This is a genomic window from Nocardia sp. NPDC041819, assembly GCF_055590505.1.
In genome coordinates this window covers 893123-905873 of sequence record NZ_JBVJAP010000001.1, presented here as the reverse complement: position 1 = coordinate 905873, position 12751 = coordinate 893123, and the positions used below count along the sequence as shown (strand labels likewise).

Below are 12751 nucleotides of genomic sequence, written 5' to 3'. Positions count from 1 at the left end.
ATCGTGCCGCGCGCAGCCCGGGTTCACGTCCGGCGCCGGGCTTCGTTGAGAGTGTCGGCCAACGTGCGGTTCATCTCGGCGGCGGCCGCCAATTGCTGTTGCAGCAGCGCCACTTTGCGCCGCAGCGCGGTCGCGTCCATCCGCTCCAGACCTGGGCCTTCGGCCGCGCGCACCCAGTTTCGCACCGAGTTGGTGTGCACACCGATCTGTTCGGCGACCACGCGGCAGGCCTCCGATTCACTGCGCAGCTTGCCGGTCAGGGCGATGACCTGTTCGACCGCCGCTTGGCGGACCTCCGGCGAAACGCGACGGTAGGACCGGTGCGGCATCATGCGGCACTCCCCGGTGAATCCGTTCCGCGCGAGGTCGACTCGGTGAACTCGCTGAAGCGCTGGTTCGTGTCGTGGATCCCGCTTTCTTTCTCCGACAGCGTGAATTCCATGTGGAACGGGATGCCGGGCCTGCGGTCCTCACCGATCTTCAGCAGGAATTTACCGGTGCCGGGCGGGGACGGCCGCTGCTGTCCCGGCTTGAGCGCCTCGCCGGTCAGCGCTTGCGGTGCGGACCATCCGGTCACCATCTCCTCCTCGGCCGATGTGAACGGAACCGTGCTGTCCAGCCGTTTGATCTCCTCGGCGGGAAGCGCGCCGAAGATCTTGGCGCGCGCCCGCTCGAGGAAACCGAGCGCCTTCGCGATGGCGGCTTCCGAGCCGAGCGCTTGCAGGTCCTTGATGGTGTGGCTGATCATGATCAGCGCGGTGGCGATGCCGCGCTGCAATCGGGTGAGCTCGTCGACGCGGTCGACCATGAAGTCGCCGAGGCCGAGCACCTGCCACAGCTCGTCCATCACCACCTGGAAATAGCGCTGCGGGCCGAGCTTCGCGTCGGCGAGCACGTGCGCGGCCTCGACCGAGGCGAACCCGTCGGCCCAGCAGGCCAGCATCACGGCGGCTTTGAGCTTCTTGTCGCCGGTCGGGATGTGCGAGACGTCCATGCACACCGCGACCGCGCTGGTGTCGATCGGCACGGTGGTCTGGCCGTTGAAGACGGCGCCGAACGGCCCCTGGGTGAGCGCGCGTAGCGAGCGGCGCAGCCCCTTGATCGCTTCCATGTACTCCGCGAGGTCGTCGGCCCCCGCGTCCAGCATCAATTCCTCGCCGCCGCCGACGATCACCTCGAGCAGGTTCTCCATGATCGGCGGCTTGTCCGGCGTGTATCCGCTACCCGGCCGGTAGAGGATGCGCAGCGCGGTGGAGATCAGCGTTTCCTCGTAGTCGCGCACCCGGTCGCCGCGCACCAGTTCGACCAGACCCGCGATCAACGTCACCTGCCGGGCCCGCAGGTCCTGCAACACCTGCAGTTGCAGGGCCGGGAACTCTTCCAGCCGTGGAACGACCGCACCGAGAACGCCCGCCGCCAGCGGGTTGAGCTTGCCGTGCCCGTAACCCAGGTCGATCACCTGGCCGCCGACGAGCTCGACCATCTTGCGGTAGTCCGGTTTCACGTCGGCGAGGATCAACGGGGTGATCCCTTGCGCGATGCCGCCGAGCACGATTCGGCGAACCAGCGAGGACTTGCCGAAACCGTTGAGGCCGAGCACGAACAGGCTGGGCGCGGTGATGAAACTGCCGCGCATGAACCAGTTCATCGGGTCGAAGCACACCGGCGCCCCGGTGTGCAGATGCGAACCGAGGGGCGTGCCGATCAGCGGCGCGCCCGCGCCGACCGACCAGGGCCACAGGCCGGCGACCTGAGCGGTGGTGGCGCGGTACTCGACCGGGCGGCCGACCACGTTCATCCGGCCGCCGCCCGCGCCCGCGTAGCCGCGGTCGGTGAGTTGCGCTGTGCTGCGGTCGAAACCGTCTTCGATCGTCTGCTCCGCGCGCGCGGCGTAGTTACGGCGGCGGATGTCGTCGGTGCGGACCCGGAACTGCGCGAACGCCGCCCGCAGGCCACTGCCCTCCCGGGCGATCATCTCCAGCTTGGCGCGGGTGGCGTCATCGAGCAGCGGCGGCCCGGACTGCTTGCGCCGATCCGCCTTCGCCTTCGCGCGGCGAGCCGCCTTGTCCGTGTTCGGTGCGCCCATGGCGCGGTCGGCGGTGTAGTCGACCTTCGCGGGCCGTGCCACGCGGCCGTTCCTGGCACCGTTGCGATCCGGACGCGCGGCGATGCGCTCGGTGACCGCGTCACGGGACATGCGCGGGTTCCGCTCGCCGCGAGACCGTTCGGTGTTCGCCCGGTCCGTGCGCGCGCCGTCGGGCCTGCCCGCGCCCGATCGCGCGCGCCGCTCGGCCGCCCGCCGGTCGGACGTGTCCACGCCCGGCCGGTCCTCGCCGTTCACCCGCGCCGAATCCCGTGCGGGTCGCCGCCGCTCGGGCCGCTGTCCCCACTCGTCCCGGCCGGATTGCTCGAGCCGCCTGCGGCGTGCGTCCTCGTCCCGTTCCCGTACGGGTGGCTCGTAGTCCCGTGCCATGAATCGCTCACCCCGCCAGTGCCTTCGGAATAGTCGCGTGTTCCGGCAGGATCACTCCGCACCCGAGGGAGGCCGCGAAGGCCGCCGCCTGGTAGCGGTAGCACCGCCGAATCTTCAAGCGCGCCTGGGTCGACAGGTCGCGCGTGATGGCTTCGATGCGCGGCAGGTCACCGCGCAAGGGCTCGGTGATGGTCACCAGCGCCCCGAAGCGGGTCACACCGTGACCCCTGGCCTGCTCTTCGCGGGCCTGCTGAGTCGCGCCCACCCGCAGCGTCGCCGCCGCGGACACGACCCCGCGTTCGCTCTGTTGGGCCACCAACGCGTTCTTGAAATCGTCGTCGACGATTTCGGCGGCGTCGGCGGCTGAGTGCGGACGGTACACGATCGCGATACGTTTGCGCGGGACTTCGGGATTCGGCGCGAGCAGCCGCTGCAGCACCCGCTCGTCGACCGCGCCCTCCGGCGCCGCGTCCATCTCCCAGGTGACCGAGCGGCCACCGTCGTGCACCAGGTGATCCCACTTCTCGTCATGGGACACCGGGCCCGCGTCCGCCCAGTCCAGGCCGTGCCCGTCGGGTTCGCCCGCGGCCACTTCCAGGTCGGCCTGCGAAGCGGGGTCGTAACTGCGGCGGATGAAGGAGATCACCTCGTCGGCCGACATCGGCTGGGCGCGCACACCGGCTTCCGCGAGCGCGGCGCAGATGCCGGGCAGGCGACGGCCGATCTCGACGGCCTCCTCCGCCGGGTTCTTGCGGCGCTCGGCGGTGGTGGCCTTGAACGTGATCGCCACCCGCGGCAGCAACTGCACCCGCTCCTGCGGCAGCTCGGTGGCCAGTTCGTACATCACCTGCTGGGCCAGCTCCGGCGCCTCCGGCCTGGTGATCGCGGAAACCTCGGTGAGCAAACGGTTTCCGGTCTCCGGCACGGTGTCGATGACCGGCACCACGGCGACGATGTCGCTGGTCTGGCCCACCGAGGCGAGGAAGGTGCCCCACGCCGAGACCCAGCGGTCGATCACCGGCTGGTCCACCGCCTCGTGACCTTGCGGCCACGCGCGCAGCACCACCGTGTACTGGGCGAACTGCGGGAGGTGGATCATGCCGAAGCTGTAACCGCCCGCGTCGATGCCCTCGTACAACTTCGACGGCGCCAGCAGTCCGGGCAGGCGGGTGACGCCGCCGGGAATCCGGGAGAAGCGGCCGCCGCGGTACACGTGCTCGCCGCGACTGCGCGAGCGCATCCAGTTGAACATCATCAATCCCGTCTCGTAGCCCGAACGACCTCCGGTCCGCCACACCAGCGGGACCATCACGACGACACCGATGCCGCCGACGATCACACCCCACTGGAAGCCGCCGACCATCGCGGTGATCAGCGCCGTGATCACGACCGCGAAGCCGAGCACGGTTTCCTCCCAGCGCAGGCCGAAAAGGCCCGCGCTGCGCGGCTTCTGCCAGAGCCCGTACGAGCGCCGCTCGTAGGTGTCGGTGAGTGTCATCGCGGAATGGTGCTCCTCCCGAGGTCGGGTGAACGGTTCGTCCAGCGGTCGCCCGCGACGTCACCCATGGCTTGGTCGGCCCGGTTCAGCCCGCCGCTCGCGGCGCGCGCCGCGCCGATCCGGCCCGCCGTCCTGGCCGCTCCGGACGCTACCCCGGCCGCGCCCGCGGGTCCGGAGGCGCGCGGAGCCGCGCCGCCCTGTGGGCCGCCGCCACGCGGCGGTGGGGTCGGCCGGGGTGCGCCGCCGCCGCGTGGTCCGCCCGCGCCGCCCGGACGCGGGCCGGTGCCGCTGCCGCTCACGTAACCGGCCCTACCGGGAGCCGCGGTGCCCTTGACGCCGACCGCCTTGGTGCCCATGGCGCCCAAGGCCGCCACACCGACCAGGGTGCCGCCCGCCGCGGTGAAACCGGAACCGCCGCTGCCGACGATCGCGACGGCCGGAGTGGCCAGTCGCATGAGCGCGGGCAGCACGAACGCCACGCTGCACAGCAGCACGATCGCGACCAGCATGCGCTGGGCCTGCTCACCGTCGGGCAGGCCGCCTGTCGGGGTGAGCGAGTCGACGTGGCCCGCCGTGGTGAACGCGATCATGTAGACGATCGCGGCCACCGGTTTCCACAGCATGAAGGCGATGATCCAGCCGATCAGCTTCTGATAGGACTGCTTGCCGATGTTCATTCCGGAGGCCGCCGCCGCCAGCGGCAGCACTCCGGCCGCGATCACCAGCAGGCCCTGCCGCACGATAGCGAGCACGATCTGCGCCAGCGCGCCGAGCAGGCCGACGATCGCGATGATCAGCACGAGGCCCGGCGAAAATGCTTGCAGCTTACTGGTTTTCACCATCAGCTCGGCGAGGTCCTTGGCATTGCCGTTGGTCGAGTCGTCGATGATCCACTCCGCGAAGCGGTCCGACGCCTGCGTACCCGCGACGATCACCGCGCCGAGCATCCAGGAGCTGAATATGACGCGGGTGAACATCCGGAACGATTCGGCCGCCTCGTTCATCGCTGCCCCGCGTCTGGCTTCGGCCAATCGCGCCCCGGAGAGGATCACCGACGCTATCAACAGCAGGATCTGCGCCTGATAGGTGTAGTCGTTGATCTTGGTGAACAGCGAACCGGAGTCGCTGGCCGCCTCGTTGGGCACCTTCATCCAGAAGGTCAACGCCAGGATGATGGCCTCACCGAGACCGTTCATCAGCGAATCGACCACCTTGCCGAAGGTGGAATCCCAGGCCTTGTCCTTCACCGCCGTCGCCGCCTGGTCGGGATGCGAGGCGGCATTACCCGCCTTGCAGGCGGCGGACGCGGCGTCGCCGAGGGAAATGCCGGGCAGGCCGACGTTGTCGAGCGTGTCATGAATCTCGTTGCACGTCTCGTCGAAACCGTAGGTCTGGCCGTAGGCCACGGTCGGCGTCGCGATCATCACCGTGAAGATGACCGCGAGTATCGTGACTAGGCGCCTCACCATTGTGTCCACCCCTCGATGCTCAGCAGGGACTCGATCTGCACTCGCTCATCGCCTGTCACCGTGGTGAGCTTCCAATCTCCGTCTCGCCACCGGACCGCCAGGCGCATGCCCACCCATGTTGGTTGGCCATCAACTGTTTCTCGAGCCTTTCTCGCAAACTGCACTTTCGCGAAATCATCTGCATAGCTTTCGATTCGGAACGCATCCGAAGCGAACAACAGGGGCCTCAGCTTGTCTGGCAGGCGGTCGGACACCTTGCCCTCTGCGACCAGCCGGTCGTACTCGGCCAAGTACTGCGGCGTCACGTCGACCAGCCGGGTGAGCAGGGCGCGATCCTTGGGATTGGCGTTGGTCCGCCAGTAGATCTGCTCGGCGGCCAGCGCGGCCCCCTGCGGCGTGTGCGCGAATCCCAGCGCCGCGGAGCCGTCGATCCGGGATGGGCCGTCCGAGGCGGAGAACCGCACGACCGGTCCACCGAACAGGCGCTGCCACACGCCCTCGCCGTTCGCGGGCGTCGGCGCGGCCGCGGTCCACCCGGGCGTGCCCGGTTGCTGCCGCTGATCCGGATGCTGTGGCAGGACGACACCGGTCGCGCGGATGGGAACGTCTACGCGACGGCCGAACAGGTCGGTCTCCGGGTTGCCGAATGCCGCGGTCGCGGTGCCGGGTTCAGGATTGCTTTCCGAGGACGCGCCGGGCCCCGCGTCGCGCTCGTCGGGGGAGGCGTTGTCCCGCAGGGCGGCGACCGTCAGGGCGGCTGCCAGCGCGACGCTGATCACCGCGCCCGCGCCCATCAGCGCCAAGGGCATCCGGCCGGAACCGCGTCGGCTCACCACTGCGTCCACCCCGTCAGCGACTCGAGATACTCCATCTGCGTGTTGTCGGTGGTCGACGGCTTCAGGCGCCAGTCGCCCGCGTCCCACACCATGACCAGGCGCGTCGCCACCCACAGCCGTTTGCCGTCCACCACCGGTCCCCTGGTGGCCAGCCGGACGATGGCGAGATCATCGGCGTAGTCGTCCACTTTGAACGCGTCCGACGCGACGAAGTAGCGGGTCACTTTCTCCGGCTGCTGCTCGGGCAGTCGGTCGTCGGCCAGCGCCTTGTCGTAGGCGGCGATCTGCTGGGCGGAGACGCGGACCTGGCGCACATACAGGTCGCGGTCGGCGGGACGGGCATTGAGCCGGTAGGTGATCTGCGCCGCGGCCAGTACCGCGCCCTGCGGGGTGTGCGCGTACCCGACGGCCAGGTCGTCCTCGATCCTCGTCGGCCCGTCGGAGGTGGAGAACGGGACGGAGGCGCCGTACACCCGCTGCCAGCCGTGCGGTTCGGCGGTGCCCTGCGGCGCCGCGGTCAGCCAGTCCGGGTCGGTGGGCTTGCGCTGCCGGGAGGGATCCTGCGGAAGCGGTTGTCCGGCAGGGTTGTTCGGGATGTCCACGCGCCTGCCGAGGATGTCCACCTCGGGGCTCGCGAAGCCGGTCCCGCCGGAACCCTCGGTGACGGCGGGGGCACCGCCGGCCTGCTCCTCGTCGCGGCTGACGAAGACGAAGATGCCGACCACCACGATGAGCGCCAGCACGGCGGCGGAGGCGACGATGCCGAAGGAGACACGGTCGCGCGCGTACGACTCCCTGTCGCTCACGTCGGTGCCTCCACTTTCACGATGTCGGTGGGAACTGCGTCGATCGGATCGATGGGTCTGGCGGTCGAATCCGGATCGGGCAGCCGTAATCTCCAGTCCTCGCCGAACCACTCGACGGCCGTGTGGTGCACCGCCTTCGATCGGTCGGAGTACTCGGTGTACACGTCGACGGTGGAGTGCCGGTCGGTGTAACCGGTGATCTTGTAGCCGAGCAAACGGGGCGCGAACTCCGGGGCCGCCGGGCCCGTGATCGACAGCTGCACCCGGTTGATCGCCCACTCGTCCTTGGCCGCGCCCGGAATGACCTCTCCCGCAGCCACTCTCGCCCATTGCGTGTCGGCGGCTACCGCCAGCCGCACCGAATGGGTCAGCGCGGCGATGGCCGCGCCGCGCGGCGAGTGCTCGAAGCCGGTCGCCGCGCCGTCGGCCGTCGATCGCGGCCCCTGGCCGGTGTGCGGCAGGGGCACGCCTTGGAACGGCTGCCACCGCACATCGGTGGGTGCGGCCGAGAGGTCCGGCCCCGCCGGGTCCGCGTTACCGCCGCAGCCGACCGCCGCGAACAGCAGCGCGGCGCCAACGACTCCGGCCGCGGGGCGGCGGATGTCGCGCCGCCACGCCGCGGAATCCGCCGGCCGCAGTACTGTCGAAGTCATTCCCGCCTCGTCCCCGTCCCGCTCCGGCGGCTCACGCGGGCAGGAACGCCAGGGCGATCCCCGACGCCGTGCTCGCCACCACAGCACCCAGCAGGCTCATCAGCACGCCGTGCGAGGCGTCGTTCATGGCCAGGTCGCTGCGGAAGGTCAGCCACAGCTTCCCCGCGGACACGATCATCCAGGCGAGGCAGACCAGAAGGACGAACCACAGCAGCCAGTTCAGCAGCTGCATCAGCGGTGCGAGGACGTCGGCGGGCATCTGCTTGTAGGCCAGCAACTCGGCCGCGGGCATGCGCACGGTACTCATCGCGACCTCAGGTCCCGATGACGGCGTTCATGATGGTGCCCGCGCTGGTGGCGACCACGCCGCCGATCATCGCGCCCGCCACCATCTTCGGCGACTCCAGACCACCGCCGGTCCACTTCTCCCAGGCGAATTTGCCACCCGCGTAGACGATGCCGCAGATTCCGGACAACAGCACGAACCAGGTGAGATACCGCACCAGCTGCAGGATCTTCTCCGAGCCCGGCGGCGCCTCCGGCGTCGGATTACCGACTTGCGCGAGGACGGTGCCGTACGTGTCCTGCACGGCGAGGAGGAGCGTGCTCATCGGATGCCTTTCTCGAATAGTGGGTGGTTGTCGCCGTTTCGATGCGGACGATCACTCATCGGGCGGCTTACGGAGATCCGGTGACCGGCGGTCGTAGCCGGCCTCCTCCAGTGCCGTCCGAGCGGCCGCCACGATGTCGGCGCCGAGCTCCCGGACATCGAGCGGGACTTCCTCCAGCAGATCGAGCTTGCGTTTCCTGGATGGCATCGGATCACCGGGCGACCACACGGGCAGCTGCTCCGGTTCGACCAGCGTCCACTCCTCGTACCACGGCACCTGCCACACCTGTCCGGCCAGGGAGCCGACCACGTCGCGGTAGCGCCGGATCTCGGGAGCCATCCGGCCGGGCCGCGCGGCGACGGTGATCAGGCCGAGCACGTCGGAGGGACCGGCGAAACCCGAAAGATGTTGGCGCAGAAGGTCGTGCGCACGGGACAGACCGGCGATGGTCTCTCTGGCGACGAGGACGACGAACGGACTTTCGCGGTCGAAGACGCCGGGCCAGCGGCGGCCCGAATCCGCCGCGGGCGCAAGCACATGCGCGAGGGTACTGGCTCCGGCGCCCCCGTGCACACCCAGCAGCCAGACCAGCGGCGCACGGCCGACACCCGGTACGGGGCGGTCCCAGACGGCGGCACGGCGGGACTCCGGCGGGGCGATCACACCGGCGGGCGCGGGGTCGGGCTGACGCGGAAAAATCATGGCGGCGGTCATGATGCCACCCCTGCGAGCAAGCGCCCATATGCCCGGCGCGTCTCGGCGGCCAGCGAGGCGTGCCGCACGAGCTCGCCCCGGGCCAAGTGCGGATCGTAGGGAATCTCCTTGATATCGCGGACCCAGCCGGACAAATGCTCGCGCAAATGTTCGGCTACCCGGGAGTCGTCGCCGGGGTACTGGTGGGAGACGACGATTGTCGTGTCGCCGACGACGCCGCCGCCGTGTCCTTCCCCGGTATCGCCGAACTGGTCGTCGAGCCATTCCAGCGCGACCCGTAGGCGGTTGGCCGCATCCGTGCGCGCCGGAATGGCAAGCACCAGAGCCACATCCGCGTCATCGAGCAGGGGAAGCAGTTGCCTGGCGGCAATCGGATGTCCCCCGTCGTAGACGGCGGTGTATCCGGCGTCGCGCACCGCCCGGGCAACCGTGAGATAGGTCGCACGCCTGCGCAGCGGCGCGGCGTCGCGCCAGAGCAGGCCGATGCCCGAAGTCGCGCGTGACAAGCATTCCTTCAGCGGGGCGGGTTCGTCGTCACCGCGTCCGTACAACCAGGATTGCAGGCTGATCGGGTGCAGATGCTCGTCCGCACCGCGCAGCGCGAGATCGCTGCCCGCCGTGGTGGCGTCCACCGCGACCGTCGGGGTACCGCCCGTGCCGAGTTCGCCCGCCAAGCCCAACGCCGTCGTGGTGGTGCCCGCACCACCGCACCCCCCGACCACCAGGATCGGCCGCTGTGCCGGATGATCCGCCTCGGAGCCGTCATCCTTGCCGCGCCGCAACCGCACCACCGGAGCCTTGGAACGCACCGGCCGACTCGGCGCAGCGCCCTCCCCGGGCGCTTCGTCGAGCCAGCGGCTCCAGTCCTCTCCCATCGCTTCTGCTCTCCTTTATCCGGCCGCGATACCCGTGATCAGGGTGCGGCCGTCGATCACCGCGGTGGTGACCGTCTGCCTGTTGTACGTGGCGGGCGCGCCGCCGGGCCGGTATTCGGTGACCTCCACCGAATACCGGTTGTCACCGACCGTCACGATCCGCACGCAATGTGTCGTGCCCGCCGGGACGGAGTCGATGCCCCGCTGGATGACCCAGGCGGGCTGGACATTGGCATCCGGGGCGACGACCGCGCGGGCTCGCTCCCCGGAGCGTTCCACGTAGTACGCGTACTGGAACGACAGCACGACCTCAGGCCCGGAGCTCGTGCCGCCTGCCTCCGCGCTGCGCACGATCGCGTCACTGCGCTCGGTCGGGCAGGCGCCGGCACCCACCGCGCGCGGATTGCCGACCGCCTGGGCGCCGCCGACGGTGAGCTGCACCGACGCGGACACATGCGAGTCCCTCGGTAGCGCGGCGCGATCGGCGGCAGCGCGCAGCAGGAGCAGCACACCCACGGCCGCGACGGCGATGATCAGCACCGCCGCGATCACGATGAGCAACAGCCGGGCCCGGCGCACGGCGGGATGGTCGCGGGCGGCCTTCCGCAGCGCACGCGACACCGCGGGACGCGGCTGCTCGACCGGCTCGTGCTCGTCGTCGTCGGCCCACGGGAACGGCACCGGATCGACCGGCCGGGGCGCGACGTAGTCGTCGTCCGGACCGGGCGCATGGCCGGTCACCACCCAGTCCGACCACCCGCCGGTGAACTCGCTGCGCTGGGCGGGCAGGTCCGCGGGGACCTCCTCGGGCTTGCGCTGCCACGGCTCGGCGTCGTCGCGGATGTAGTCCGGGAAGCGCGCGGGCCCCTCGTCGTCCGCAGGGATGATGACATTCGCCTCATCGGGCTTGTCTTTCTCCGGTGCACCGGTCTCCGGCTCCAATGCGCCGTACCAGCGGGAAAGCTGTTTGTACGACTTCAACATTCCCCCATTCCCGCAGAGCAGGGCACGCAGTATCGCATCGTCGGACCCTCTCGGCGATCAGTTCGTGGAGAACGGGTAGGCGTTGGGTATGCCGGTTCGGTCGGTGGGCGGAATCGATGTCACGCCGCTGGATGAGGCGCCATCGGCTCCTGTCCCGAACGGAAATTGTCCCGTACCGGACGAAGTCGGCGTGGGAGACGCGCCGGAGCCGTCCCCGAAGAATCCGGTCGGTTGCTTCTCCAGCACCGGCCGTGGCTGGGCCTTCCCGCCGAAGGCGTCGGCGATATCGCGGGCCAGCGCCGCGAACCAGTCGGCGACGAACTGCGTGGGCGCGGCCCCGCCTGCCGAGACGGTCGCGCCGGCGTAGGCGGTGTGACGCTGCACGGTGTCCCAGTAGCGCACCCACGTCGTCGTGTTCAGCAGTTCACTGTTGTCGGTGATGTTCTGCACCACCGCGTCGAATGCCTGGTTGATCAGCCGGACCCCGGTGGTCGGCGGAATCAGCTGGGGAACGGCCCCGACCAGCTCGGCGCCGAGCCTGACCAGGGCGGCGGGCGGATTCGTCAATCCCGCGGTGGCCAGCTCGGAGATGTTCGCCGAGTCGATCACCGCCCGCACCACCGCGATCACCGAGTTCAAACCGATCATGCCGATTTTCAGCAGCGCCTGCAGCGCGCCGGGCAGATTCAGCGGCGTACGCGGGTCCGAGGCGTCCGCGAGGCGCTGCGAGATGGACTTCTCCGGCGAGATCGATAGGGTGGCCAGCGAATTGCCCTGCACGTCCTCGTCGAGCACCCGGGTCGCGGTCTTGATCGAGGTGAACGCCAGCGCCTGCGCGATCGATACCAGCGAGCCGATCGGGTCGCCGCCGCTGAGCTTGGACTGACCGGCCACGTTGGCGACCGCCCGCAGGATCGGCGCGCCGTCCGGAGCGTCGCAGGCGAGATCGCCCGCCGCGCAGAAACTCGCCACCCGGCCGGTGAGCGCCCCGAAGTTCGCGGCCTTGTCCCGTTCCGGGCCGATGCCGCCGCCGGTGGCGGGAGCCTGCGGCAGCGCGGCGATGGATTCCAGCCGCTCGCCCGAGGTTCCCGGCGCGGGGTCCGGTGTCGCCTTGCCCGGCGCGCCGGGGAACAGCGGTGCGCCGGGATTGCGGGTCGGGTCGGCGAACAACGCGACCGCGGCGACCCGCTCGGCGGGCAGCACGCCGCGGCCCTGGCCGATCTCCTGCGCGAACATCGACGCGACATGCGCGCCCTGCGAGTAGCCGACCACCGCGAAACGACTGTTCGGGCACGCGTCGGCGACGGTCTCGGCCATGCTCCGCAAACGGGTGAGGCCGCCGGACACCGAATCCCAATAAGGCACCACGCCACCGGCTGTCGCCCCGCCGAAGCCGGATTCGTATGGCACGTAAGCCCGGTCGACCAGACCGGCGTCGGGAGCTTTCGCCATCATCGGCCGGAAAACAGTGGAGAGCATGCCCGTGTCGGTGCTGGGCGCGGCGTCCGGGGAGGACTCACCGGTGCCCTGAATCCCCAAGGCGTACAACGCGGGACAGGTCGCGAGACGGATCTGTGTGGAGGGCCCGGCGGGATCCGACGGCTCCGCCGCGGCGACACCGGCGGTCGCCACAGCCACGGCGAGTGCTACCAGCATCCCCGAGAGTCTTGCCGTGTATCCAGTCATAGCGATCCGCAATCAAGTCGTCTGCCGCAGGTACCTCAACGCCATGAAACGCAATAGACGGTAACAGATTCCGGCTATTACTGCCGCATCGACGGAAAACTTCCACGACACACCGAAATGAACGCACCATACGCTGGCGCGTTCCC

13 protein-coding genes are annotated in these 12751 nt (G+C 69.8%); all 13 read right to left on the bottom strand.

From position 1 onward, the window contains the following. Positions 1–23: 23 nt before the first annotated feature. From ACZ6DL_RS04335 to ACZ6DL_RS04275, 13 genes are read right to left on the bottom strand one after another with little or no spacing between them, the layout of a single operon-like run. Complete coding sequence (locus ACZ6DL_RS04335) at positions 24–332, bottom strand: transposase (RefSeq protein WP_040867646.1); 309 nt, start codon at positions 330–332, stop codon at positions 24–26. Next, positions 329–2473, bottom strand: coding sequence for a hypothetical protein (locus tag ACZ6DL_RS04330; RefSeq protein WP_466048907.1), 2145 nt, complete (start codon positions 2471–2473; stop codon positions 329–331). The genes ACZ6DL_RS04335 and ACZ6DL_RS04330 overlap by 4 nt, the downstream gene beginning before the upstream one ends. Positions 2474–2480: 7 nt before the next feature. After that, the gene (locus ACZ6DL_RS04325; RefSeq protein ID WP_466048906.1) at positions 2481–3971 is read right to left on the bottom strand and encodes an SCO6880 family protein; all 1491 of its coding nucleotides are present in this window, start codon (positions 3969–3971) and stop codon (positions 2481–2483) included. Then, a complete protein-coding gene (locus tag ACZ6DL_RS04320; RefSeq protein WP_466048905.1) occupies positions 3968–5440 on the bottom strand; it encodes a hypothetical protein in 1473 nt (490 codons plus the stop codon). The genes ACZ6DL_RS04325 and ACZ6DL_RS04320 overlap by 4 nt, the downstream gene beginning before the upstream one ends. Next, positions 5434–6273 (bottom strand): DUF8175 domain-containg protein, encoded by an 840-nt coding sequence (locus tag ACZ6DL_RS04315; RefSeq protein WP_466048903.1) that lies wholly within the window; start codon positions 6271–6273, stop codon positions 5434–5436. Before ACZ6DL_RS04315 ends, ACZ6DL_RS04320 begins: the two co-directional genes overlap by 7 nt. Then, positions 6270–7082, bottom strand: coding sequence for a DUF8175 domain-containg protein (locus tag ACZ6DL_RS04310; RefSeq protein WP_466048902.1), 813 nt, complete (start codon positions 7080–7082; stop codon positions 6270–6272). The genes ACZ6DL_RS04315 and ACZ6DL_RS04310 overlap by 4 nt, the downstream gene beginning before the upstream one ends. Beyond that, positions 7079–7735, bottom strand: a complete 657-nt coding sequence (locus ACZ6DL_RS04305) for a DUF8175 domain-containg protein (protein WP_466048900.1) — start codon at positions 7733–7735, stop codon at positions 7079–7081. The genes ACZ6DL_RS04310 and ACZ6DL_RS04305 overlap by 4 nt, the downstream gene beginning before the upstream one ends. Positions 7736–7766: 31 nt before the next feature. Next, the gene (locus tag ACZ6DL_RS04300) at positions 7767–8042 is read right to left on the bottom strand and encodes a hypothetical protein (protein WP_040867663.1); all 276 of its coding nucleotides are present in this window, start codon (positions 8040–8042) and stop codon (positions 7767–7769) included. 7 nt (positions 8043–8049) lie between these two features. Then, positions 8050–8346: a hypothetical protein gene (locus ACZ6DL_RS04295; RefSeq protein ID WP_039799032.1), complete on the bottom strand. Its 297-nt coding sequence runs from the start codon at positions 8344–8346 to the stop codon at positions 8050–8052. Positions 8347–8397: 51 nt separating this feature from the next. Then, a complete protein-coding gene (locus ACZ6DL_RS04290) occupies positions 8398–9060 on the bottom strand; it encodes a DUF6668 family protein (RefSeq protein ID WP_281878951.1) in 663 nt (220 codons plus the stop codon). Further along, entirely contained in the window at positions 9057–9935 is an 879-nt protein-coding gene (locus ACZ6DL_RS04285) for a MinD/ParA family ATP-binding protein (RefSeq protein ID WP_040867667.1), read from the bottom strand. Before ACZ6DL_RS04285 ends, ACZ6DL_RS04290 begins: the two co-directional genes overlap by 4 nt. A gap of 15 nt (positions 9936–9950) precedes the next feature. After that, on the bottom strand, positions 9951–10919 hold the full coding sequence (locus ACZ6DL_RS04280) for a DUF8176 domain-containing protein (protein ID WP_466048898.1): 969 nt from the start codon (positions 10917–10919) through the stop codon (positions 9951–9953). 57 nt (positions 10920–10976) lie between these two features. Next, positions 10977–12575: a cutinase family protein gene (locus tag ACZ6DL_RS04275; RefSeq protein WP_466048897.1), complete on the bottom strand. Its 1599-nt coding sequence runs from the start codon at positions 12573–12575 to the stop codon at positions 10977–10979. Between the last annotated feature and the right edge of the window lie 176 nt (positions 12576–12751).